This window comes from Variovorax sp. 770b2 (genome assembly GCF_900115685.1).
In the GTDB taxonomy this organism is placed as follows: domain Bacteria; phylum Pseudomonadota; class Gammaproteobacteria; order Burkholderiales; family Burkholderiaceae_C; genus Variovorax.
Map to the genome: position 1 here is coordinate 415,487 of NZ_FOXJ01000001.1, position 24,882 is coordinate 440,368.

The following is a 24,882-nucleotide window of genomic DNA, read 5'->3' on the forward strand; positions in this document are numbered from 1 at the left end:
GCGGGGCTTCACTTCTTCGCGGGCATCGCCTTGCGGATGACCTGTCCGCCGGTGAAGACCCACACGAAGCTCGGATCGGCCAACGCGATGGTGCGTCCGCTCAGGCTGGAGACGGCCTTGAAGAAGGGGAAGCAGTCGTCCGGGCACATCGGGCGCGTGACGCCGACGGTGGCCACCGCCTTCTTGGTGGCGCCGTCGATCTCCTTTTCGAGCCGCGCCAGCGCTGCAATGAATGCCTGCTTCTCCGCATGCGACTTGAAGTAGGCGCCCTGCGCGTACTTGGGGTCGAAGATGAACGATTTGGTCGAGTAGCCGAACTTCGCCAGACCCGCGCCGTACTTCACCACGTAGCTGTGCACCTCGGCGGTCTGCTGGGTCACGCTCAGGCCCTTGCCCTGTGCCAGCGCCGCGAGCGTGCCGTCGAGCCCGCCCCAGCCGCTGATCGTGATCTCGTCGACCAGCGCGAGCGTCTTGGTGGGCTTGACGATGCCGCCCGCGGTGGCCGTGTCGTAGATCTGCTGCACCGCCTTCTGCTTGTCGGCGGCCGCCTTGACCGCAGCGCGCACGTCGGATTTCGCGCCCGCCGGTATCTTGGCGAGCAGCTCTTCGAGGTTCGCCGCGGTGAAGATGTCGCCGGTGTAGATCGGGTTGATCTCGCCGACCAGGTGGTGCTTGGGCCCGCTGTCGTCGGCAACGTCCAGCTTCACCAGCTTGTACTTGTTCTTGATGGCGCCCAGCTTCGAGCGAATGGCGGTCAGATCGTCGCCATGGGCCTTGGCGATCGCGGTGCCCTCGATCACCGCGGCCTTCACGTCGCGCTTCTTCTGGTCGTCGGTGCGCGCATCGGGCTTGCCGTCCTTGCCCTTCTTGTTCTTCCCCAGCAGCGCATCCAGGAATTTCTTGGCCATCTTGCGCACCCACGCCACCATCGAATCCAGCGCCTTGTCCACCGGTGCGCGGATCTTCTGCAGGATGCCGTTGATCTTGGCCGCGATCTTGCCCAGCCCCGCGAAGCCCGCGAGGAAGTTGATCGCGAGCGACAGCCCGCCCGCGAGCACCGACTCCACCTTGCCCGCCGCCGCGCCGATGTTGCCGCCCGCAATCGCCGAGATGGAGCCCACGAAGGCACTCACTACCGCGGCGATCTCGGAGATCTTGTTGATGAAGACCATCACCATGTCGTAGATCGACACGATGGCCGAGATGAAGCCCGCGCCCGGGATGAACATCGCCACCAGCTTGGGGATCGCCTTGGTCACCACCGCCTCGATGATCATCCCCTTGATGCCTTCGATCACCTGGTCCTTCAGCGCGGCGAGCTCGGCCTTCACCTGCTCCCACGCGGCGGCAGGGCCCTTGTCCTTGAGCGTCATGACGATGCCGAAGCCTTTCTCCAGCGCCACCACCGCGGTCTCCCCGATGCCCTTGACCAGCTTGCCGCGCAGGTTCCCCCAGCTCAGGCCCAGCACCGAGAACGCGAACTTCACGATCTCGGGCAGCGAGAGCGCCGTGGGGATGTAGACGCCCGAGAGCGAGCCGGTCAGCCACTTGATCAGCCCGTTCTGCAGGTGCGTGAGGAAGTTGCCCGCGAAGTTCTGGAAGCCCAGCTTGGCCGCCTTGCCCAGGTTGCTCACGAAGGGCAGCGGGTCCTTGATGATGTTCTTGAGCGCGCTGCCCGTCTTCTGGATCGTGCCCCAGGCACCGGGGCTCACCACCTCGAAGACGATTTCCGCGAGCTTCATCGCCGAGTCCACGCCCCAGCCGATGAAGCTCGCGACGAAGTTGCCGAACACGGCCGCGACTTTCGCCAGGCCCCGCGGGAGCACCACGATGTCCATCAGCTCCAGCGAGGTGAAGGCCGCCATCGCCAGTGCCGGCACCTGCTTGACGAAGCCCACCAGCGCCTTCTTCGCATCGTTGAACCAGGCCACCACGCGACCGATGGCGCCGGTCGACTGCACGCGGCCCCACACCTCGCCCTGGCCGGCCAGCGTCATGATGCCGCCGAGGATGGCCTGGGCATCGCCGGGCGATTCGTCGCCGGTCACGGGGTCCCTGCCGAGCACTGCCTTGAGCAGCGGATAGGCCGGCGTGGTCGCGGCCAGCGCGGCCAGGGGCTTCAGAACCGCGTCCTTGATGAGCGTGAGGATGTCTCCCGCCAGCCCTCCGACGAAGGTCTTGACCTGGTTCCAGGGCGTCGTGAAGATGCGCACCGCGCGGTCCCACGCACCGCCCAGGTCGAGCAGCGCGCCCGGGCCTAGCGAATCCGCGTAGTCGTACACCGCCTGCTTGAAGCTGGCGCCCACCATGCCCAGGCTGTCGACCTGCTGCGAGAACCAGTTGGCGATCTTGTCGAACACGCCGTAGGTGTCCAGCGCCTTCACGATCAGGTCGCCGCCGGGCACGAAGCGCACGAGCGCGCGGAACACGTTGGCCGGCGAGCGGTCCACCGCGCGGCCATTGATCGGGTTCATGCCCAGCACCAGCGCGAACATGCTGAAGCCGGGAATGCTGTCGGCCTTGCCGGCGAAGTAGTCGAGCGCGTCCTGCACGCCCAGGCGCTGCACCTGCGGTTCGCTGCGCACGCGCACGGTGGTGTCCACGCTGCGGTGTGCCGTGCCGGGCTGCGCGGCGCCGCCCTGCTGGATGGTGTGCGTCAGCTCGTGCGCGATGAGGCCGCGGCCTTCGATGCTGCCCGGCGCAAAGCGATCGCGGCCGAAGAACACTTCGTGCCCGACCGTGAAGGCGGCCGCGTTGAGCCGCCGGCTCGCGCGCGCGGCCGCATCGCCGGTGTGCACGCGCACGGCCGAGAAGTCGGCCCCGAACCGCGGCTCCATGTCGTGCTTGAGATGGCGCGGCAGCGGCTGCCCCACCGACGCGCCCACGCCGAGCGAGGAGGGCAGCAGGCTGCGGGCCGATCCGCGCGCGGGCACGGTCTTGGCAAAGCGCCGCGCCTGCGGCGTCGCGGCGGCCGGCGCCATCGCGAGCACACGCTGCGACACGCGCACCGCCTCGCGCTCGGCCGGGTCCGAAGGCTGCGACACGCGCACCGGCGCGACGGACGCCGCGGGCTTCGAGGTGGCCGGCGGCACGCGCCGGGGCGGCGGGCGGCGCGTATCGGGCACGCGCAACGCGGTGCGCGTGGGGGAGGCCTGGGTGGCGGTGTCGGCCATGGGCGTCCCCGCTACAGCGCGCGGCCCTCCTTCAGGAGCTCGCGCCGCACGCCTTCGTCCACGTCCTCGGCGCGCAGCAGGCCGTCGCCGCGCGCCAGCGAGCGCAGGCACGCATAACGCAGCACGTTGACGATGGTGCCGCCCGACAGCTCGTGCTGCTGCGCGAGGCGCGTGAGGTCCAGCGCGGGGTCGGCCCGAACCGCGTCGGGAATGCCTTCGCGCCACAGCCGCAGCCGCTCGGGCGGGCGCGGCAGCGGGAACTGCACCACCGACTGGAAGCGGCGCAGGAACGCGTCGTCGATGTTGTGGCGCAGGTTGCTCGCAAGGATCACCACGCCGTCGAAGCTCTCGATGCGCTGCAGCAGGTAGCTCACCTCCTGGTTCGCATAGCGGTCGTGCGCATCGCTCACGCTGGTGCGCTTGCCGAACAGCGCATCGGCCTCGTCGAAGAAAAGAATCCAGCCGTCGCGCTCGGCCGCGTCGAACAGGCGCGAGAGGTTCTTCTCGGTCTCGCCGATGTACTTGGAAACCACCAGCGACAGGTCGACCCGGTGCACCTCGCGCCCGCAGCGCTCGCCGATCAGGCAGGCCGACAGCGTCTTGCCGGTGCCCGAGGGGCCGTGGAACAGGCTCACATGGCCGCGCCCCGTGCGCCGACCGAAGCCCCAGTCGTGCAGCAGGCGCTGGCCGTGGGCGAGCCAGAGGTGGATGTCTTCGAGCTGCCCGAGCGTGACGGCGGGCAGCACGAGGTCTTCCCAGCGCAGGCCCGTCTGCACGCGGATGGCGAGCGCGGTGCGATCGGGCGGCGCCGGCAGCGCGGGGCCGGGCAAGGCTTCGGCGAGGAAGCCGGCCGAGGGCACGAGCAGCGACTGCAGCAGGCCGCCGGCCTCGGGCGACGCCGGTGTCTCGGTGTGCAACAGGCCGCCCTGCGCGAGGCGCTGCTGCGGCGACAGGCGTTGCAAGGCCTCGAAGCGCCGCGCGAGGTCGTCGCCCGCGAGCAGGAAGCAGCCCGTCTGGACCGTCGGCAGCATCGCGCCGCCCGGCCCCACGTGCGCGCCGAACTCGGTGTAGGGGCGCTGCGTGGTGGCGTTCTGCGTGGCCAGCACGTCGAGCAGTTGCGGGCGCAGCTGGGGCGCGAGCGCGAGGATCATCAACAGCCGCTCGGTAGCGTCCAGGCCGTGGCGCTGCAGCGCGGCCGCATACGGCCCCGCCTTCGGGCGCAGCAACGGCGGCGGTGCGAGCGCGTCGGGCAGCGGCGGCGAGCCCGGCGTCTTGTCGTGGAAGTAGTGGTGCAGGCGCAGCTCGATCACGTGCGCGAGCCATTCGAGCTCGGCTTCGAGCGTGTCCGCATCGACGCGGGCGTTGGCCGGCGGCATGTCGGCCGGCTTCATGGCGTGGGCCACTCCACGATGAGGAGCCTGGGCATCCAGGGCAGGCGCACCTGCTCGATGCGCCAGGGCAGCATCGCCATCAGCATGTCGAAGGCTTCGGACTGCAGGTGCAGGTGCCACGCGCCGTCGCCCCGCGAAAGCAGGCCGCGGCGCTGCAGGAAGCTCAGGCGCAGGCCTTCGATGCCGGTGCCGCGCAGCGCGCTCCAGTGGTCGCGCACGGCGGTGAGCAGCGCATCGACCTCTTCGCAGTCGGCCAGCGAGAGCGCGGGCAGCGCAGCGGTCAGCGGTTCTTCGGGCGGGCGGCCGAGCAGCAGCTTGATGAAGGGAAGCTGGTGCTCGGCGATGGGCGCGTCGTCGCAGGCGAGGGCGTGCAGCAGCGCGCAGGCGCGGGGCAGTTCGGCGGGGAGGATCTGCTTGCCACCCTCGTCGAGCACACCGCAGCCGGCGAGCATGCGGGGCAGCCAGGGGTGCAGCAGCGCGAGGCCGGCGAGGGGGACCAGCAGGGGCTCGGTGGTTGTCGCGGTGCCGCTCTCCAACAGAGGCGTCTGCCCAGAGCGATGCAACTGTTCCGTCGTTGGCGCGGCGGAAGTTTCTCCGCCCTCGGCCTTGGCGCGCGCGTGAGCGGTTTTCCGCGCGTGTGGCTTTTCGACAAGTGCTTCTTGCAGCGACACAAGAAACGGCGGTGCACCGGCGATCGCGCGCTGTTGCGCAACGAGTTCGCGAAGCGCCGCGGCGCCGAGCGGCGCGGCGAGCCAGAGGGCCTGCCACTCGATGCGGTCGATGGCGTCGTCATCGATCCATGCGCGCCAACTCTCCAGCGTCGCGGGACTCAGTGGCAGGGGCGGCCAATGCACCGCGAGCAGGCGGCGGCGCAAGGTGGCGGGCAGCAAGGGAAGCCAGCGCAGCAGCGCGCCGAAAGCCGCGCGCGTGTCGGTCGCGTCGGGCAGCACCGAGCGCAGCGGCTCGGCGCCAGTGACCACCGAATCCGCCGCCCGCACCGCGGCGTCGGCCAGCACGCGTTGCACCTCTTCAGGCGCAAGACCGGCAAGCGTCCAGGGCAACAGGCCACTCGCCATGTAGTGCTTCAGGGCCTGGCGCGCCTCGACGGCGGTCGAGCGCTGCGACGAAGCGATGTCCGCTTCGGGAAAAGGCGATGCGGCAGGCGACATGCCCGACCGGCCTGCGTGTCCTGCGTCGTTCGCACGCCCATCGCGCTTCACCGGACGCTCCGCCGCAGCCAGCGCCATGCGCACCGCCGCCTCGATGCGCTCGGACAACTCACCCGCCGACAGCCCCCGAAGGTCCGCCAGCCGGACGTCCAGCGCCAGCCTCGGCAGATGCCACACCTCATCGGGCGGCACCGCCCTGTCGAACGCCCGGTCCAGCGCCGCCTCGCAGACCTCGCCCTGCTCGCGCAGCAACGTGCGCAGCGCAAAGGCCTCGGCCGGACTGGAGGCCGAGGCCCGCCAGCGCAGGCGCCGCACGCGGTGGGTGTCCATGGTCAGCGCCCGATGTTGCGCAGGTTGCCGATCACCGCCGCCTGGTTGCCCGCGGCGCGGCCCTGCGCGGTGGCGAGCCGCGTGTCCGCCTGCGCCTTTGCGGCCGGGCTCTGGATCGTCGCCATGCTGCTCGTCATCGATTGCGTCAGCTGCTTGCCGGCCGCGCTGCCGACATCGACACCGGCCGTCACCATCTGCGCGGCCACGCCGCCCAGCGTCTCGGCCAGGTCGAGCTGCGCGCGGTCCAGGTCGCGCGCGACCTGCGTGCGCACCTCGTTGGGCAGGCCGGGCTGGGTCATCATTTCCTGCAGGTCCTTCACGCGTTCGCGCTGGTGCGTCATCTCGGCGGACTGCAGGTCGAGGTACGAATCGCCGGTGAGGTCCAGCACGCCGCGCGTCTTCGGGTCCACCGCGTTGCTCGGCACGAACGCGCCCTTCACCAGCCCTTCGATGCCGGCGCGCTGCAGGTCCAGGTCTTTCTGGAAGCCTTCGCGCTCGAAGGTGAAGCGGTCCTTCACCACCAGGTCGATCGGCCGCACCGCGCGGATGCCGTTGCCCGCCACCAGCGGCGGCCGGTACGGCGGGCGCGTGAGCGGCGGGTCGTCGGTCTCGGGCGCCTCGGGCTCGGCGGCCGGGTAGGGCAGGGTGAAGTCGCCCACCACGCGGCCCTGGTCGTCGTACACCAGCACGAAGGTGCCGCCGCGCCACACGCCGCCCAGGTGGTCCAGGCCCGGGTGGTCCTGCACGAAGCGCGACAGCAGGAGCTTGTCGTCGGCCTTGTTGCCCTGGTCGAGGATCAGGTCGTCGAGCCAGTCGATCCAGTGCGGCTGGTTGGTGTTGAGAAGGCCATCGAAGGGCGAGACGAAATCCGCGCGCGAGAGGTCGCCCAGGTTCGCCCGCGCCTCCCGCACCGACACCAGCGAGGCGGTGTAGCTCGTCTTGAAGACCGGCCCCTGGTCGCTCGCCACGGCGGCGCGGTAGCCGCTGTAGCTGGCCTTGGCCAGCACGGGCAATGCGGCCTTGCTGGCGCTGCCGACCGCTTCGCCGGCCAGCCGCGCGTTGGCCACCACCGAGGTGCCGCCGCTGGTGGTGGCGGGAATCAGCTGCGCTTTCACCGCCTCGGTCATGTCGGCGAGGTGGCGCTGGCCGAACTGCTCGCTCTCGTCGAGCCGGAAGGCCACGTCCTGCCGCACCAGGTAGTGCAGGCTGTGCAGCGGCGTGTAGCGGAATGGCGGGCGCACGCGCAGGCGGTCGCGGCTGGTGTGCACCAGCACCGCCTGCACCTGGAACGGCAGGTTGCGCTCGGCGACCTGCTGGCGCAGCTCGGCGGTCACCGTCTCGGCCGCGCGGCCCAGGTGGCCTTCGATGCGGAAGAAATCGTTGCCGCCGATCGCGAAGGCGAGCGGGTCGCGCGCCTGCGCCGTGCTGGCCCAGGCCGCGGCGCGGTAGCCCAGGTTCTGGCCTTCGTGATGGCGCGAGGAGAGACGGAAGTTCCACGCGGCATGGATCGGCGTCGTCTCCAGCACGCGGTAGTACCAGGGGATGGCGCGCGCTTCGAGCGGGTGCGCGTCCGACAGGCTGGGCGTGATGCGCACCGTCGTATCGGTCGGCATCTGGAAGCTCGCGATCAACGCATCGAGCTTCCACGCATGAAAGCGCGCACGCGCCGAGCGCTCGCGCGCCGTGGCGTCCAGCGGCGACGGGTAAAGCCCCGTGCGTTGCTCGCGGGGCGCAGCCGTGGCGCCGAGCAGCAGGTGCTTCGGAAACGCCGCCACGTTGGGCAAAGCCACCGCATCGTCGGCGAGCAGCGCTTCGCGCAGCGCGTTCCACTGGTCGACGAGGTCCTTGACGAAGCCGTAGCAGTTCTGCAGCCCGCTGGTCGCGTTGGCGAACTGCGTGGAGAGCGATGCCAGCGCGCCGAGCCAGCGCGCCGTCGGGTCGGCGCCGAACATGTCGACCAGCACCTCGGGGCAGTTGGCGTTCAGCGACGGCAGGGCGCGCTGCAGGTCGTCGAGCGACGAGCGCGCGCTGTCGCGGTAGCGCGTGGCCAGCAGCGCGGTGTTGACGATGTTGCTGCCGAGCACCGGCCGGCGCATCGCGACCGGTGGCAGCGCCTGCGCGGCCTCGCTCGCGGGGCGAAGCGGCAGGCGATCGAGCAGCGTCTGCGCGTCGCTGCGGCGAATCAGCAGCAGGCGCACGCGGTGCAGCGCATCGCGCCCGAGGTTGTCGCAGTCGGTGCCGCTGCACATGTCGGGGTCGTTGACCACGCTCTCCATCAGCATCAGCACCGCGCGGTCGGTGAGCGGGCCCGGGAGCGCCGAGAGCGGCTGCGCGAGCACGTCGCTCTCGCCCACGGGCACCAGCTCCTGCAGCGCGATCATGTCGGTGGGCGAGCCATCGGCCGCGGTGCCGCGGTAGAACGGCCGGTACACCGGCGCGGTGGTGTCGTAGGGGCGGAAGCGGTCGTAGAGCGTGTCGGCCGCGAGCGCCATCAGGTCGCCGTCGGTGCTGACGCCAAAGCCGCGCGTCACGCGCACGCCGCCGCCTTCGCGCGACACATGCAGCCCCGTCACCAGCCCGACGCCCGAGAGCGCCACGCGCGACAGCCGCACCTGGTCGCCCCAGAAGTCGGACACGCTGTTGAGCTGCCCGTGCGTGAGCACCTGGTCGGGCTCGAAGACGGTGTAGTGGTCGGCCAGCGTCTCGAGGCTGCTGAGCACTTGCAGTGGATCGGCCATGGTGGTGACTCCTTGTTCGGTTCAGTTGCCGCCCGACGGCTGGGTGCCGAGCGAGGTGCGGCCCAGGATGAAGGGCGGCTTGGTTTCGTCGCTCGTGCAGTCGAAGAGCGCACGGCTGGGGTAGATGTTCCTGGCGCGCTGCAGCACGTCGATGAGCGCAGCGAGCCGTGCCTGGCGCGTGGCCTCGGTGGTGCTGCCGAAGCCGGCATGCACCATGAGCCAGTTGCGCCACGCGCCTTCGAAATCGGCCATGTCGTTGCTGCCCACCCAGCACACCGTCGGCAGGACGTGCGCGGGCATCTCGGTGCGGATCACTTCCTCGGCGAATCGGCGGAAGCCCTCGTCCTGGAAGCGCCCGGCATAGGCCGGCAGCAGCACGTGCACGCGGTACGAATACGGATCGAGCTCGCTGCAGTCGCCGCAGCCTGCATCGGTGCAGATGTCGAACATCCGGTCGGTCGCGGCGCGCGGCCGCAGCAGGATGTGTTCGACCAGATACATGCCCTCGCCGCCGTAGTGGCCCGCGAGGTAGGTGAGGAGATCGGCGATGGCAGTTTCCATTGCCGTCGCGCTGTCGAAGTACTGGATGCGGCGCGCGATCACCTCGCCTGCCGCGTCGACGATGTTGAAGTAGGGCTTCGGCTCCGCGCCCGCGGTCATCAGCCGCTGGTAGCCCGCGGGCAGCTGGGCGCGCTCGATGGCCAGGATCATCGCCGCGCGCGCCGCCTCGGGCGTCGGGTAGCGCGTGCTCGACGAAAGCAGGATCGCGTTCGTCACCGCATGCCGCACGCGAAAGCGGAACTCGTTGATGCTGTCGGGCACCGCGTCGATCTCGTTGTAGGTGTCGTAGCTCTGAAGGCCCAGGTTGCGGCGCGTGAAGTCGGCAATGCCGAGCAGGCGCGCCACGCGGCGCTCCAGGCCCGAGACGTTCGGGGTGTTCCACACTTCCTCGACCGTTGCCGGGCGTTGCTCGAAAGCGCCCGCGCGGTCGCGCGAGAGCTCGGCCACTTCCTGCAGGAAGCGGCAGCGGTCGCCGATCAGCCGGTCGCTGTCGTAGCCGAAGGCCGAGGCCATGGCGCCGGCGTAGTCGGCGAAGTCTTCGGCCACGCGAGACAGCAGATGGTCGAGCAGCCGCTGCTGGCGCGCCGCGGCCTCGGCGCCGGTCTCGATCGCATCGGCCAGCATGCGCGGCGTGGCGCCAGCGGGGTAGAGCAGTGGGTTGTCGGCGATGCTCGTCACGACCTGCGCGGAGAGCGTGTGGCGGTCGTTGCCGGCGGCGCTGAAGCGCTGCGCCACGGCCTGCAGATCGGCCGGTGCCACCGAGAGCTGGCGACGCGCATTCGCGAGCATCGACAACTGCCCGGCCATCGCATGGTCGAAGAACAGCAGCCAGCCCTGCAGCTGCAGCGCCTGCACGCGGCGCTCGGCAGTGGCGCGCAGGCCCAGGCCCTGCGGTCCGATGCCGTAGACGGCCGGAAAGTCCTGCTGGAAGGAGGTCCACGCGTCGAGCACGCGGGCGCGGCCCGATGCGGGCAGCGGCACGTCGGTGCCGGCCTGCTGCTCCACGCGCACGCGCGCCGCCTCGCGCAGTTCGGCGATGCGCGCAGCCACGGACACCGGCATGTCGGCGATGTTCCAGCCCTGCACCGGCAGCCCGCGCTTGGCAAAGACCAGCCGGCCCTGGTTGAGCGACAGGCGCGGCAGGCGGCCCGCGCGCACCGGAATGCGCCAGGCATTGGCGAGCGGCGCCGGGTCGCCCTGCACGTCGGTGGGGTCGGCGTCGGGCGCGTCCTCGTCGTTCTCGTCCGTGCGCACGAGCGGGTTCAGCAGCATGTTGCGGATCGAACGGATGCCGGGCACGTCCATTGCCACGCCGATCAGGTCCGACAGGCGCAGCTCCGGGGGCAGGGCGGTGGCCTGCAGTTCGTCGTCGTCGATGAAGCCGTGTTCGAGCAGCGGGCCGTCGAGGATCTCGGGGAGCGTGAGGCCGCGCGCTGGCAGCGTGGCGAGGTCGTGGTTGAGCACCGGTGGCGCGATGGCCTGGCCGATGTCGAACAGCAAGCGCGCGGCGGCCTCGACGGGATCGGCATCGCCTTCGAGGTCGATCTCGGCGCACAGCGCGAAGTACTCGGCGCGCACGGGGCGCACTTCGATGAAGTCTTCGCAGAGGTTGCGCGAGGTCTCCAGCGTATTGCGCACCGCGGCGAGCACGGCGGCACGCGCGACTTGGGTGTTGACCGAGTCCATGAACTCGACACGCACGCGATACAGGCCGGCCAGCGGCACGGGCTCGAACGCGGGGTGCGCAGGCGGCGTCGTGCGCAGTTCGCGAAGGCGCAGGTCGGCGTAGAGCAGTGAATCTGCCACCGGCTCGATCCACGCGTTCTTCACATCGGGCAGGTCGATGAGCAGCTTGCGCCAGTCGAGCTCGGTGAGCGCGCGGTTGGGCAGCACGGTGCGCGGCTGGTGCAGGCGCGCCATCGTCTGCGCATTGCTTTCGCCCGGCGCGGCGAGCAAATCCTCGATGGGCAGCGAGTGGCGGTACGAGAGCTCGGTGAGCGCGTAGCAGGCCACCTCCAGCATGGTGATGCCGGGGTCGTGCGTGTTGTGGTCGGTCCACAGGCCGCGCGAGAGGCGGCGCACGGTGGCCAGGCCCTCGTCGAACAGCGCGCGCGGATCGAAGGCCGCATCGGCCTCGGGCGCGGTCGAGATTGGAGGCAGCGCGGTGATGGCGTCGGTGGTGTCGAACATCAAAGCTCCACGATGCGGTGGGAAGGGGCGGAGACCAGGATCGCGTCGGGCGTGTCCGGCACGATCTCGTCGCGATCGCGCGTGTCGCCTTCGAGCGTCAGGCGGAAGTCGGTGACGAAGTCCACCCACGGCAGCGCCTCGACGAAATCGAGCAGCTCCGAGCGCACCACGCGGCCGCCGAAGCCCAGCTCGGTCGCACTGTCGAAGGCCCAGGGCGAGAGCGCCTGCACGAGGGCCTTGTCGATCTGCGGCCCGTAGAAGTTGAAGCCGAAGCCGGGCCGCAGCCGCACCTTGAAGTCCAGCTGCACCGGCCGGTAGCCGGGGTTGCGCACATGCACCCGCGTCTGCGAGCCGCAGCGTGCGGCGAGGTGGTCGTGGATGCGCGCGAGCGTGTCGAGGTCGACGCGCGGCTGCAGCGGGTTGCCCGTCTGCCGGTTGCGCAGGTCCGGCACCACCACCATCGTCAGGTGCCCGGCCGCGAGCCACGAGCTGTCGCTCGCATGCGGGATGCACTTGGCGCGGTGCACCGAGGGAAAGGCCTGCAGCACCAGCCGCTCGCAGTCCCACCGGTTCACCGCGCGGTTGCGGTGGCGCAGCCGCTCGGCGGCGCGACGCGAGAGCGAGGCATCGTCTTCCCGCAGCGCACCGCCGAAGGAGGCGTAGGGCTGGGCGATGGATTTCACCGCAGCCAGCGGCGTGCGTGCCTTCGCGATGCTGCCGGGTGGGAGCGCACGCGCGAGGCGCGCGGGGTCGTTGCCCTGGTCCGCGAACACCACCTCGACCGCATTGGCATGAACGCCGATGACATCGCAGGCCGCTTGCGGCGCGCCCGCCGTGGTCGCGCGCAGCCACACGGGCCCGGCGGGAAGGCGGGTGTTGCCGGTGGTGGTTTCTCGCGGCAGCACCAGTCCGACCAGGCCGCTCGCGCGCAGGCCCCGCGTGTCGTCCTGCACCAGTTCGCCGGTGCCCAGCGTGCGCCAGGCGTTGTCGGCGAGCACCGACCATTGAATGCCTGCCGCCTCGGCCAATGGGTCGGCCGTGCCCTCGGCGAGCTGGATCAGCAGGCTCTGCGAATCGCCGGCCTGCGCGCCATCGAGCGCGATCAGGAACTCGGCCGACGCCGCATGCGCCGGCAGCAGACCGATGCCGCCCTGCGGTGCCCAAGGCCGGCGCGTGTTGAGCCAGGCGTGCTCGCGGGCAAGGCCCAGCGCATCGATCTGGAAGAACTGCACGTCCGTGTCGGTGAAGGCCGCCTGCGACGGATCGGCCAGGCGGCTCTCGTCGCTTTCGGCGGTGTAGTCGAGCGTGATCTCCTGCACCTTCGGGGTGTAGGGCGGGTTCAGCACCTTGGGCGAAGCGGCGGTCGCGGCGGCGGTGGCGTCGCGCATGAAGTCGCGGTGCAACAGGTCGTCGATCAGCGAGACGGTGACGAAGCCGGCGCGCGGTGCGGTGGGCGTGGCCGCGGCCAGCGCCGAGCTGGGCCCTCTGCCGAGGAGGCCGGTGATGGCGGTGATGCCCGTGATGTTGGCGATCGCGTTCATGCCGGTGAACCCGCCGATCGGGCTCGACATGAGCGACATCGATCGCGCAATCGGCTGCGCCAGCTGCATCGACACCGCGGCATGCGCCGCCATCGCGCTGCCGCCCTGGAGCAGCGACTGCATCTGCATCGCCGGCGCATAGGCCTGGATGCCGCTCGCCGCACCGGCGATCACATCCAGCGTGGTGGGTGCCGGCGCGCGCGCGATCAGCGTCACGTTGGCGGCCTGGTGCTCGGTGCCCGAGGCATCGCGCCAGCTGGTGGCGGCGCTCACGCCATTGCTCATGGTGCCGCGACGCGCATAGCCTTCGTACCAGTCGTACAGGTCGGCCGGCGCACCCTGCCAGGCGAGGTGGATCTTCAGCGAGGTGACCGGCTTGGCCAGCGCCTCTGCGCAACCGACGTGAAAGCGCGAACCCACCGTGGGCTGCGCGCCGAAGGGCAGGAAAGCCTTCTTGGGGTCCAGCGGCGCGTCGTCGTTCTCCAGCGTGAGGGCGCGCATGTCCTGGACGTTCACCGTCACCTTGGCGCTGCGCACGGTCGCGTCGTCCAGCGCGCCGTAGGCGAGTTCGGCGCCCGGCCTCAGCAGGCACTGGATGACGGGCAACGCGGCGGGGAATGCGTGCAGGTGAATCGCAGGGTTGTGGTCGACCACGGCAGGCTGCGCGGGGCCGACGGCCACTTCGAGCGTGAGCAGGTCGCCGCTGAGGGTGCCGCTGGTCGGCAGCGGGCCGATCCAGCCGGCCGGGCCTGTGAGATGGGCATCGAAGGCGGCGGCGAGCGTCGCTGCGTTCACGCCTGCAGGCAGGCCCGAGAGCCGCAGCTTCAGCCGCACGGTGCGTGCACCCTCGGCCAGCCGCAGCAGCGGCGAGGCGATGGCAAAGCCCACGGGCGCGGCCGGCAGTCCTGCGCGGCCGAAGGGCGGCCAGTGCGGTGCGGTGGGCGAGAGCGGCGTGCCCAGTCCATCGGCCGAATTGGCCACGGGCGCGAACAGCAGCCGCTGCCCGTCGCGCACGATGCTCGCGAGCCGCGCCACCCGCGCACCGCCCACCACGGTGGGGTGTGCCGGTGCGAACAGCTGCTCGACCTTGGTCGCATCCTTGCCGGCCGAGAACAGTTGCGGTGCCGCGATCTCCACCGGTGCCGCGCCTTTCTTGAGTTCGAAGACCAGGTGCGCGCGATCCGGCTGCGGCCCACGGGGCGCAAAGCCCAGCACGCGCTGCATCTGGTAGTTCAGGTGCTGCGCGGTGAAGTCGTTCAGCCGCGCCTGCGGCCGGGCCAGCAGCTGCAGGAACGCGATCAGCAGGCCGTGGTGCGGCAGCAGCTTGCCGTCGGTGCCCTGCACCAGTGCTTGGAGCGTGGCGATATCGCCGGATGGAAAGTAGGGCTGCCAGTTGCCGGGCGTCGCCGACACCGGCCACTGCTCGTGGTGCTGGATCAACCCGGCCAGCGCATGCAGCGATTGCAGCAGCTGCGCCGTGCTCCGGTCGTCGATCGGCGTGGACGCGGGCGCGAGACGCGGATCGTCGCGCTCGGCCTGTGCCGTGCCGGGCGCGGCGGCGAAAGCGGCCAGGAGGTCTTGGGCGGCCATCTCAGCTCCTCGCCGGCAGCGCCGGCACCACGCGTTCACGCAGCTCGTTCGCATCGCCCAGGTAGTACGGGAACACGAGGTTGAAGCGGGTGTTGGTGCTGCGCACCGTGTAGTCGAGCCGGATCTGCAGCACCCCTTCGAACGCGCGCGAATCGTCCACCGCCAGCGCGAGCACCCGGATGCGCGGCTCATAGATCAAGAGCGTGGTCGTGATGCGGTCTTCGAGCAGCGTGCGCAGCGTGGTGCTCAGCGGCTCGAAGAGCAGCGGCGAGAGGTCCAGCCCGAACCTGGCGTTCAGCACGCGTTCGCCCGGCACCGTGCCGAACAGGATGGCCAGGCTCTCCTGGATGTCCACCTCGTCCTCGACCATGCGCACCTGGCCGTTCGCGAACGACGGCGGAAAGCCGAAGCCGCGGCCGAGGAAGAGCGGTGTGTCGTCCATGGCCTTGTCCCTTACCCCAGTTGCAGCGCGGAGCCCGCGACCTTGACCACGCCGATGCTCTTGACCTCGGTGCCGACGATGCTCTCGAACTTCATCTCGGTGTTCGCCTTCACCGAGAACGCCTTCGCGCTCTCGATGGCGATGCCGGACGCCGACAGCACGATCTTGTTGCCGTTGCTGTCGCTGATGGTGATGCCGCCGCTCTGGTCGTCCAGCACCAGCGTGTTGCCCGCGGGCGTGGCGAGCGTGAGCGATTTCTTCTCGTCGTCGAAGGCGAGCGTGATGCCGCTGCGGCTCGTGTAGCCCTTCACGTGGTTGTCGTTGCCCGGCGTGAGCGGCGCGGGCTTGGCGCTGCTGTGGAGCATGCCCAGCACGACGGGGTGGCGCGGGTCGTCGTCCAGGAATCCGACCAGCACTTCGTCGCCGATCTCGGGGCGGAAGAAGAGGCCGCGGTTGTTGCCCGCATCGGCCGCCGCGACGCGTGCCCAGACGCCGTCGTCGCCGCCGTTCACCAGCGGCATCCGCACCCGCACGCGGAATTCGCCTTGCGGGTCTTCGTTGTCGGTGACCACGCCCAACTGCAGCCCGGCGGTGGGCGCCAGCATGTCGGCGGTGCGCTGGCGCTGCAGTCGCTCGCGCAGCGCGGGGTCGGGCTCGGCGCTGCCGAACTGAAGGTGCGTCTTCCAACCCTTCTGCGTGTCGAACACCTGGCGCACGCCGGTGACGAGCACATCGCCGCTGAAGCGGTCGCCTACGCCGCCGAGCTTGACGGTGTCGCCGGGCTGGACGGTGGCGATGCCGACGCACATCGCGCGGCCGCTCGCGAGATCGATCGCCGCGCGTTGCCGCACCGCGCTCGCAAGTGCCACGCCCTCGGGGGCGTCGAGCGCAGTGTGAGGCAGCAGCACGGTGTCGGCGCCCGCGTCGGCGGCCAGTGCGTCGGCCTGGAAGTTGCCGGTGGACTGGAAGGCGGGTGCTTCGCCTTCCTGCGCCTCGACCGCCTGGTCTGCCGCGTTCCAGCTCACGGTCTTGACGGCCTGCGCCTGGATGCGCGCGTCGATGCCGCCGTCGAACTCCAGCAGCGTCGCTCCGAACTGCAACTGGACCGCCGCGGCGCCGATCTTCGGCTCGCTCACTGCGAGCTTCTCGCCACGCGTGAAGACCATGCGCCCGTTGGCCGTGGCCCGGGAGACGATGAAATCCCAGTCGGTGCAGTCATGCTGAACGAGTTGCTTGTGCGTGACCGTGGTGGCGTCGACCTGCGCATCGACAGTGGCTGCACCGAGCAACGACTCGATGACATCGCCATCGGTCTGGTCGAAGAAGTTCGCGCTGCGGCGCACCTGCGCGAGCTTTGTCGCCGCGTGGCGGCAATCGATGAGCAGCATCGACGACGAGGCCTCGCGGATGCGCAGCCGCTGGCCGACGATCACGCCCTTGAACACCAGCGTCGGGTCGGCGCCGCTGCCCGCCAGGATCTCGATGGTGCCGCCCGGCTTCACCAGGTCGAGCTTGCCGAGCGGAAAGTCGCCCGAGCCCGCCGCGCCATCGACATACGCGAGCTGCGCCGAAGCGATGCGGTTGGCCGCGGCCACCACGCTCACCGAATGCAGCGCATGCTCCCGCGGCACCGGCTGGCCGTTCACCTTGACGGTGAACTCGCGGTGCTCGGCCTTGATGGGGAGCGCGCGCTCCGCGGGCTTGGCGGGCGCGGTGGGAGGGGAAGGAGGGGGAGCGACGGCGTTGGGCATGGTGATGTTCGTCCTCCGCTTACTTGCGCAGCGGCGGAAAGCGCACGCGCGTGCCGGCCGGAAGGTGTCGCACGCCGTCCAGGTTGTTGGCGCGCGCCACCTTCAGGTAGAGCGCGGGGTCGCCGTAGATCTGCGCGCAGAGGGCGGCCAGCGTATCGCCGGCGCGCAGCACGCGCACGTGCGTGAGGTCGGGCGACGAATCCTGCGAGAGCGCGACGCGGGTCTGGTCTTCCACCGCATCGACAAAAGTGGCCGCGATGGTCGCGCGCAGCGGCGTGCCGTCGGCCTTGAAGAGCTTGTAGGCAATCGATGCGCTCTTGAGCACGCAGCGCTTCACCTGGATCGTGCCCCAGGCCACCAGCAGGTAGTTGGGCCGGTGGATGTCGCCGTTGTAGCCGGTGACGGTCTGGAATTTCTCGACCTGCTCCTGCACGTCGATCTTCACGCCATTGGCACCGGTGCCGTCCAGGAAGAAGTTCAGCGACATGTCGCCGGGCTTGACCTTCTTGAAGTCCATGCGGCTGCCGGTGGTGCCCGAGCCTTGCGCGGCGTCGTACTCCATCTCGTAGGCGAGCGTGATCTCGCTCGGGTTCACGTACGACTCGAAGGTGTCGATCTGGCTGCCGGTGGCGCAGTCGGGCGTGGTGAAGGCTTGCACCAGCAGTTTTTCGAGATGGCCGGAGGGCATGTCAGTGGCTCCATCTCGGGGTGCGTTGGGGTGTGCATTGGTTCACGGCGCGTGTCTTCGGGGCGCGTGCGCAGGCCACCGGGTACTCCCCTCCGCGAATGTCCCCCGGCCTGCGGCCTCCTCCTTGATTTCGCTGCGGGGAGCACCCGATGCCCTGCGCACACAGGGCGCCGCCGTTGTGCTGGCCGATCAACCACCGTTGCACATGACGAGCACGCCGATGGGGTGCCTTGCGCAGCGAAATCAAGGAGGAGGCCGCAGGCCGGGGGACATTCGCGGAGCAAGGTACCCCGTCGGCGGGATCGCGCCCTGAACGCCCCCAGCTGCGATGAACAAGAGATCGGAGCTTCATTTCAAGGCTCCTCACGATCACGAAGAATTTCGAGCACCCGCTCGACGCACTCCGCCACCAGCGCCTGCCGGTCATCCGCCGGCGCGGGTGGCGTCGCGGTTCCCCCACCGGCCGCGTTGCCGACTTCGACCGTGATCACCACTTCATCGACGACGATGGGCATGGAGGGCTCCTTCAGCTCTTGTCGAGCCGGAAATACTTGTAGGCCAGCGTCAGCGTCTCGACGACGAAGGTGTTGGCCGACGCATTGAGATCGGCGATCGACCACTTCGTCGGAAAGGCCCCCACCACATGCCACGTCATGAGCGGTTCGTGCTCGGGGTTCAGGAGCGTCACGTCCACGTCGCGCGGCGTGATGTCGAGCTCCTCGATGCACTGGCGTGCCCAGTTCCACACCTGGCTGTCCTTCAGCAGTCCGCGCTTGAGCACCAGGTCGCCGTACTTCGCTACGCCGGGATAGCGCTGTACGTAGCGGTTCTCGCCGCCCTCGGGCATGTCCTCGGTGGCGATCTCCAGTGCGAGGCCGCCGACCTCGGTGAAGCGAAGGTCGTCCGCGGCGGGCGTGATGCCAAGCACTTCCACCTTGAAGTGGAAGCCGACGGGGGGCGTGAACATGACAGGGCCGCGCGTCAGTCGTTCTGCAGCTCGAGCCCTTCGTGCGCGATCTCGATCGACTCGATCGCGACCTCGTTGCCCGCGGCTTTCAGGCCAGGGCCTTCCACCTTCACCGGGAAGGCGTTGTGGATCTTCCAGGTCATCACCGGCGCGTGCTCCTCATTGAGCAGCGAGATCACGACGTCGCGCCGCTCCACCTGGTTGAGCTTCACGGTCGAGAGCCACTTGAAGAAATCGTTGTCGGCCTTGATGATCCCGCGCTTGAGCGTCACGTTGCTGAACTTGCGCAGGCCCGGCATCTTGATCGACGAGTACTCGGGGAACGAGCCGTCGCGGTATTCGATGGCCTGGTTCTCCTGCGTGAGCCCGCTGACTTCGGAGAAGCCCAGGCGTGTGCCGCCCCACTGGACGGTGAAGTGGAAGACGGGAAGAGGGTATTGCTGCGGCATGGCGTCGGCTCCTCGAGGGTTTCAATCGATCGATCAATGAAGGGGTGTGCGATCAGCTGGTCTGCAGCTTGTGCGAGAACTTCAGGACGATGAACTCGGCGGGCCGCACCGCGGCCATGCCGATCTCCACGTTCATGCGGCCTTCCAGGATGTCCTGCGCGTTCATCGTGGTGCCCAGGCTGCAGCGCACGAAGAAGGCGTCCTTGATGGTGGCGCCCGCGAGCGCGCCCTCGCGCCATTTCTGCGTCAGGTAGTTCTCGATCATTCCGCGCACCTTGACCCAGGTGTTGGCGTCGTTGGCTTCGAACACGGCCCAGTAGGTGCTCTTCTTGACCGACTCCTCGACCATGTTGAAGAAGCGCCGCACCGGCACGTAGCGCCATTCGTTGTCGTTGCCGGCCAGCGTGCGCGCACCCCACACGAGCGTGCCTTTGCCAGCGAATGCGCGGATCGCGTTGATCGACTTGCCCGTGGTGGCGTCGACGTTGAGCTCGTCCTGGCGCGCGTTGTCCAGCCGCACCATCGGCTCCACCACGTCGGCCAGGCCCACGTTGGCAGGCGCCTTCCAGACACCGCGGGCCGTGTCGGTGGCCGCATACACGCCGGCCACGGCGCCGCTGGGCGGCAGCACGATGTAGTGGTCCAGCAGCGCGGTCTTGGCGGCGTTGAAGGCGGCCGTGGCGGTGGTCTGCAGGGTGTCCAGCGTCGCCGCGGCGCCGCCGCCGATGGTGACATTCACGTTGGTGCCCAGGCCCGTCACCGCATGGTTGAAGCTGGAGCGCAGGAACGGGTAGTACAGCGCGCCGTACTTGAGGTTGTTGTTGCCCACGCGCGCGCGGTTGGCGGTGAGGGCGGCGTTGTCCTGCGCCGCGTCGCCTACGAACAGGTCCAGGATCGCGAAGCGGTCCTTCAGCGTGCCGCACTGGATCAGCATGTTCTGCGACATGGTGTCGTAGCCCGTGCCGCCCAGCTGCACGGCCTCGGGGCACACGAGCAGCGTGGGTTCGTCTTCGAGTGCGACGGCATCCAGGCCGGCGGTGAAGTCCGCCAGGTCGATGGCATCGGCATAGCCGCCCACGGACACGATGTAGCACTTGCCGCCGCCGTTGTCGAAGAACATCTTGACCGCGTAGTACATGAGGTACGTGATCTCGGGCGGGGTCACCGTGGCGATGAAGCCGGGGCCATCCGCGACCAGTGCCACGCCGATGTCGGGCGCGTCGGGGCCGCCGAAGTACTGCTCGTACTCGGCGAAGTTGTAGATCTTGGTCGGCCGGTTGGCCAGGTCGCCAGCGCTCACCTTGCGGGCTTGCCCGGTGTAGCCGATGAAGGCCGGGATCGCGGTCTCGACCTCGGCCACCGAGGGTGGAAAGACCGAGATCTCTTCGACGTAGACGTCGGGCGTGCGGTAGGTCGGCATGGCGAAGGCTCCTTTGCTGTGCTGCGGAAGTGGTTCAGGATTGCGAGAGGTGGACGACGAATTGCGCGTCGGGGCGGTCGGCGCCGGGCTGGGGCAGGTTGCCGATCAGCAGGTCGCCGTTGCGGTGCAGTTCCAGCCCCGACGGCCCGCGCGCGCGGCGCGCGACGCTGGCCTGGGCCTCGAACAGGGCAATGCGCGCGCCGCCCGAGGGGTCGAGCAAACCGGGCGCCAGGTGACCGGCGCCAAAGGCGGCGGGCAGTACGCGGTTGAACTGGATCGCGGGGCGCGACTCGGCGGCGAAACCGTTGTCCAGCACCTGGACCTGGTCGAACTCGGCTTCGCCGAAGCGGTTGGCCACGACGTAGTAGCGCAGCGTGTCGCTGCGCGCGGCGAAGGCGAGCGCGAAGGCGTGGCCGGCGGCGACGTGGCCGGCGTCCACCGTCAGTTCGAGCAGGCCCCATGCGCCGATGAGCTCGGGCTCGACCTGCAGGCGCCAGCTCTGCGGCAGGGTGTTGCCGTCGTCTTCCTCGATGCGCCAGATGCCGCGGGTGAAGAGGCCCGGCGGGGTCCAGGCTTCGTTGCCGATGTCGAGCACGGCCTGCGCACGCTGCGTGTCGGTGGCGTCGAAGAGCCGCAGGGTCAGCGGGCGCAGCGCGGAGCGCGGCTCGATGCGCAATTGCTCGCCGCTCATGCGCACTGCGGCGGGGCCGGTGAGCGCGTCGGCATCGGGCGCGTTGCGCCAGAGCGCCGCGTCGCCCGGCGGCAGGCCCAGGGGCACGGTGATGAGTTCGAACGACGGCTCGCGCGGCTTCAGACCGAAGAGGAATGTGCGGCCTGCAAGCGGAGAGAGCGGTTGGGCGCCTTCATTTGCTTCATACAGGATGTGCAGGCGGCCGTCGCGCTGCCGTGCGATGGCATGTGCCCCGGCGAGCGCGCGCTGCGTGGACGGCGGCACGATGAATTCGATCGCATCGCAGGCACCGCCGAAGAAGGCGTGCTGCACCTGGACGGTCCACAGGGGGCGGAAGTCGATGCGGGCCATGGTCTTCAGCGTCCGTGCAGGGACGTCTGGATCGACGTGACCGGCATGCCGGTGCCGATCGGCTCCATGTCCTGCAGCGCCACCAGCCGCAGGCGATACACCACCGAGGGCAGGTGCTTCGCACCGAGGCAGGTCCACATCTGGTTCAGCTGCTCGGGGCCGTAGCTCAGCAGGTCGAGCGCCACGCGCTCCAGGCCCACCGGCAGCGCGGGGCTGTCGGCCGGCGTGAAGAGCGGCCGTGCCTGGAAGAAACCCATGATGAGCGACAGCGTGCGCAGCGCCTGCGCGTACTGCTGGAAGCGCCCCGAGAACAGCAGCACGAGGTTCAGCTTGAGCGGTGGCGGCAGCATCACCTCGCGGCCGCCGACGATGGCGCGTTCGGGCATCTGTTCGCGCAGCACGCGCTCTTCGTCGATCTGGAACAGCGTGAGGCGCGTGGTGTCCACCAGGCCGACCCAGTTGCCGCGGTCGTCCACCAGCGGGCCGATGTCCACGGCACCGAGCTCGCTGCCCGTGCGCTTGCGCAAGTGGGCATTGACCTCGTCGGCGATGAAATCAAGCGCTGTGTCGATCACCATGCATCCTTCGGAAAACATCCCCTCGGCATCGGGGAGCGCAACCATATTCCCGGGGTTTGGCGTGCGCAATCGGGCCAACGGCCGTAGACCTCAGGAGGTACGACGAACCTCCATCGGCCGTGTAGCCGAGCACGAACCGGCCGCCTGGCGCTTGAACTCCGCGGGTGCGCCGCTAAGCTGGAACCGATGCAGATCGTCCGAGGACAAAGGAGCGTGCGAATGCCCAAGCAGGTGTGCAGCGGTGCCCAGGTCTCGTGCTCGATGGGGCTCGCGCCATCGGCGTTCAACGCGACGCCCAAGGTGGCCGCGATGCCCGCGGGGCCGCCGGGCAACGTGCAGGACAGCGTGCCCTTTCTCAACATCGCGCCTTTCGGCATGTGCCGCAGTCCTGCCAATCCATCGGTGGCATCGGCCACGGCGGCGGCAGCCGGCGTGCTGACGCCGATGCCCTGCGTGCCGGTGACGCCCGCGCCGTGGGTGCCCGGGGCCGCCATGGTGCAGTTGGGCGGGCTGCCCGCATTGCACGATGGCTGCACCTTGCAGTGCCTCTGGGGCGGTGTGATCAGCGTGGTCACGCCAGGGCAGGTGGTGGTGGACATCAGCTGAAGCACCCACGTCGCGCAAGGGAAAACGCGGGGAGTGCGGTGCGGGTGCGCGGCTAAAGTGGCTGCGTTTTGCCACTCGCTGCCCCATTGCATATGCCGCTTCCGTTTCGCAACGTCGTCCTGACCGGAGCCTGTGGAGGCCTCGGCCAGGCCCTGGCGCGCGAGCTGATCGCGGGTGGCGCGCAGGTGGCGCTGGTCGGGCTCGATGCGGCCAGGCTCGAAGCGCTCGTTGCACTGGCACCGGGTCGATGCGCTGTCTACACGCCCGATGTGTCGAACAGCGCCGCGATGCAGTCCATGGCCATCGACTGGATGGCCAGGGGCGGCGTGCCGGACCTCGTGATCGCCAACGCGGGCGTGGCCGGCGGATTCGATACCGCCGAGGCCGATGACCTCGAAGTGCTGCGTCGCATGCTGGAGATCAACCTGCTCGGCGCAGCCACCACCTTCCAGCCTTTCGTGAAGCCGATGCGTGCGCAGCAACGCGGTGCGCTGGTGGGCGTGGCCAGCATCGCCGGCTGGCGCGGCATGCCGGGCAACGGCGCCTACTGCGCGAGCAAGGCGGGGCTGATCCGTTATCTCGAAAGCCTGCGCGCGGAACTGCGGGAGACGGGGCTCACGGTGCACACCGTGAGCCCCGGCTACATCCGCACCGCGTTGACCGCCGGCAACCGCTTCGCGATGCCGGGCCTGCTCGAAGCCGACGCGGCCGCGCACCAACTGCTTGCCGGCGTGAGCGCGGGGCGCGAACAGATCGTGCTGCCGCGGCACATCGGCTGGCTCTCGAAACTGCTGAACCTGCTGCCCGAGAAGCTGCACGACCGCGTGCTGCGCGGGCAGCCGCGCAAGCCGCGCGTGGGCGAGGCGGGCGCCACCGCCATCCCTGGTCTCTCTGAAAAACATCCACCGACCTGATCGATGCCCGACACCGTACCCACCCACGAACAGATCGCCCTCATCGGCGCCGGCCCTTCCGGCCTGGCCGGGGCGCGCAACCTGCAGAAACACGGCGTTCCCTTCCAGGGCTTCGAGGCGCACAGCGATGTGGGTGGCCTCTGGGACATCGACAACCCGCGCTCCACGGTCTATCACTCGGCGCACCTGATCTCCAGCAAGCGCACCACCGAGTTCGCCGAATTCCCGATGGCCGACACGGTGGCCGACTACCCGAGCCATCGCGAACTGCGTCGCTACTTCAGCGACTTCGCCGACCGCTTCGGGCTGCGGGAGCACTTTCGCTTCAACACGCGCGTGCTGCGCGTGGAGCCGGTGAGCGATGCACCGGACACGCGCTGGCGCGTGACCATCGATACGGGGAATGGCCGCGTCGAGACCGCCGAATACAAGGGCGTGGTCATCGCCAACGGCACGCTCGCCGAGCCCAAGCGCCCGCAGTTCGAAGGCCGCTTCGATGGCGAGTTGCTGCACACCAGTGACTACAAGCACGCCGAAATCTTCAAGGACAAGCGCGTGCTGATCGTCGGCGCGGGCAACTCGGGCTGCGACATCGCGGTCGACGCGGTGCACTACGCCAGGAGCGTCGACATCTCGGTGCGGCGCGGCTACTACTTCGTGCCCAAGTACGTGTTCGGCAAGCCCGCCGACACGCTGGGCGGCAAGCGGCCGCTGCCGCCGTGGCTCAAGCAACGCGTCGATGCGACGGTGCTCAAGTGGTTCACCGGCGATCCGGTGCGCTTCGGCTTTCCGAAGCCCGACTACCGGATGTACGAGTCGCACCCGATCGTGAATTCGCTGGTGCTGCACCACGTGGGGCACGGCGACATCGGCGTGCGCGGCGACATCGCGCGGCTCGACGGGCACACGGTGCACTTCAAGGACGGCAGCGCGCGCGACTACGACCTGATCCTGGCCGCGACCGGCTATGCGCTGCACTACCCGTTCATCGACCGCGAGCTGCTCAACTGGCAGGGCTTGGCGCCGCGCCTGTACCTCAACATCTTCTCGCCGCGCTTCGAGAGCATTGCCGTGCTCGGGATGATCGAGGCGAGCGGCATCGGCTGGCAGGGGCGCTACGAGCAGGCCGAATTGCTGGCGCGCTATTTCCGCGCCAAAGCGGCAGGCTCGCCCAAGGCTGCTGCGCTGCGTGCGGCGGTGCAGGGACCACCACCCGATCTGTCGGGCGGCTACAGGTACCTGCAACTGGAGCGCATGGCGTACTACGTGCACAAGGACACCTATCGCGCGGCTGTGCGAAGTGCGTCCGCGGCGCTGGCCGATCTCTCCTGAACGAGGCCAC

Annotated in this window: 18 protein-coding genes; 3 read left to right on the top strand and 15 right to left on the bottom strand. The window is 69.5% G+C overall.

Annotated elements, in window-relative coordinates:
• Positions 1-8: 8 nt before the first annotated feature.
• The 15 genes from BM133_RS01770 to BM133_RS01835 all read right to left on the bottom strand — a co-directional run bounded on the left by BM133_RS01770 (position 9) and on the right by BM133_RS01835 (position 22,020).
• Positions 9-3,173, bottom strand: a complete 3,165-nt coding sequence (locus BM133_RS01770; protein WP_093431222.1) for an eCIS core domain-containing protein — start codon at positions 3,171-3,173, stop codon at positions 9-11.
• Between the two features lie 11 nt (positions 3,174-3,184).
• On the bottom strand, positions 3,185-4,564 hold the full coding sequence (locus BM133_RS01775; protein WP_218158340.1) for an ATP-binding protein: 1,380 nt from the start codon (positions 4,562-4,564) through the stop codon (positions 3,185-3,187).
• Positions 4,561-6,063, bottom strand: coding sequence for a contractile injection system tape measure protein (locus tag BM133_RS01780; protein ID WP_093431223.1), 1,503 nt, complete (start codon positions 6,061-6,063; stop codon positions 4,561-4,563). The genes BM133_RS01775 and BM133_RS01780 overlap by 4 nt, the downstream gene beginning before the upstream one ends.
• 2 nt (positions 6,064-6,065) lie before the next feature.
• Positions 6,066-8,801, bottom strand: a complete 2,736-nt coding sequence (locus BM133_RS01785) for a hypothetical protein (RefSeq protein WP_093431225.1) — start codon at positions 8,799-8,801, stop codon at positions 6,066-6,068.
• A gap of 21 nt (positions 8,802-8,822) precedes the next feature.
• Positions 8,823-11,552 (bottom strand): hypothetical protein, encoded by a 2,730-nt coding sequence (locus BM133_RS01790; protein ID WP_093431226.1) that lies wholly within the window; start codon positions 11,550-11,552, stop codon positions 8,823-8,825.
• Entirely contained in the window at positions 11,552-14,683 is a 3,132-nt protein-coding gene (locus tag BM133_RS01795) for a baseplate J/gp47 family protein (protein WP_093431228.1), read from the bottom strand. The genes BM133_RS01790 and BM133_RS01795 overlap by 1 nt, the downstream gene beginning before the upstream one ends.
• 1 nt (position 14,684) lies before the next feature.
• On the bottom strand, positions 14,685-15,125 hold the full coding sequence (locus tag BM133_RS01800; RefSeq protein WP_093431229.1) for a GPW/gp25 family protein: 441 nt from the start codon (positions 15,123-15,125) through the stop codon (positions 14,685-14,687).
• Between the two features lie 11 nt (positions 15,126-15,136).
• Entirely contained in the window at positions 15,137-16,876 is a 1,740-nt protein-coding gene (vgrG, locus tag BM133_RS01805) for a type VI secretion system tip protein VgrG (RefSeq protein ID WP_093431231.1), read from the bottom strand.
• A 19-nt stretch (positions 16,877-16,895) separates the two neighbouring features.
• On the bottom strand, positions 16,896-17,564 hold the full coding sequence (locus BM133_RS01810; protein WP_093431232.1) for a CIS tube protein: 669 nt from the start codon (positions 17,562-17,564) through the stop codon (positions 16,896-16,898).
• 353 nt (positions 17,565-17,917) lie between these two features.
• The gene (locus BM133_RS35075; RefSeq protein WP_172672138.1) at positions 17,918-18,079 is read right to left on the bottom strand and encodes a DUF5908 family protein; all 162 of its coding nucleotides are present in this window, start codon (positions 18,077-18,079) and stop codon (positions 17,918-17,920) included.
• 11 nt (positions 18,080-18,090) lie between these two features.
• A complete protein-coding gene (locus BM133_RS01815) occupies positions 18,091-18,531 on the bottom strand; it encodes a phage tail protein (RefSeq protein WP_093431234.1) in 441 nt (146 codons plus the stop codon).
• Positions 18,532-18,545: 14 nt separating this feature from the next.
• Entirely contained in the window at positions 18,546-18,980 is a 435-nt protein-coding gene (locus tag BM133_RS01820; protein WP_093431235.1) for a phage tail protein, read from the bottom strand.
• A gap of 52 nt (positions 18,981-19,032) precedes the next feature.
• Positions 19,033-20,400, bottom strand: coding sequence for a phage tail sheath family protein (locus tag BM133_RS01825; RefSeq protein WP_093431237.1), 1,368 nt, complete (start codon positions 20,398-20,400; stop codon positions 19,033-19,035).
• Between the two features lie 34 nt (positions 20,401-20,434).
• Complete coding sequence (locus BM133_RS01830) at positions 20,435-21,442, bottom strand: hypothetical protein (RefSeq protein WP_093431238.1); 1,008 nt, start codon at positions 21,440-21,442, stop codon at positions 20,435-20,437.
• Positions 21,443-21,447: 5 nt separating this feature from the next.
• A complete protein-coding gene (locus BM133_RS01835) occupies positions 21,448-22,020 on the bottom strand; it encodes a Pvc16 family protein (RefSeq protein ID WP_177224688.1) in 573 nt (190 codons plus the stop codon).
• A 219-nt stretch (positions 22,021-22,239) separates the two neighbouring features.
• Here BM133_RS01835 and BM133_RS01840 point away from each other — a divergent pair, with 219 nt between their 5' ends.
• The 3 genes from BM133_RS01840 (at position 22,240) to BM133_RS01850 (ending at position 24,872) form a co-directional block, all read left to right on the top strand.
• Positions 22,240-22,626, top strand: a complete 387-nt coding sequence (locus tag BM133_RS01840; RefSeq protein ID WP_177224689.1) for a DUF4280 domain-containing protein — start codon at positions 22,240-22,242, stop codon at positions 22,624-22,626.
• 92 nt (positions 22,627-22,718) lie between these two features.
• The gene (locus BM133_RS01845) at positions 22,719-23,540 is read left to right on the top strand and encodes an SDR family oxidoreductase (protein ID WP_093431243.1); all 822 of its coding nucleotides are present in this window, start codon (positions 22,719-22,721) and stop codon (positions 23,538-23,540) included.
• A gap of 3 nt (positions 23,541-23,543) precedes the next feature.
• Positions 23,544-24,872 carry a flavin-containing monooxygenase gene (locus BM133_RS01850; protein WP_093431244.1) on the top strand — a complete coding sequence of 443 codons (1,329 nt, stop codon included), beginning with the start codon at positions 23,544-23,546 and terminating at the stop codon, positions 24,870-24,872.
• Positions 24,873-24,882: the final 10 nt, after the last annotated feature.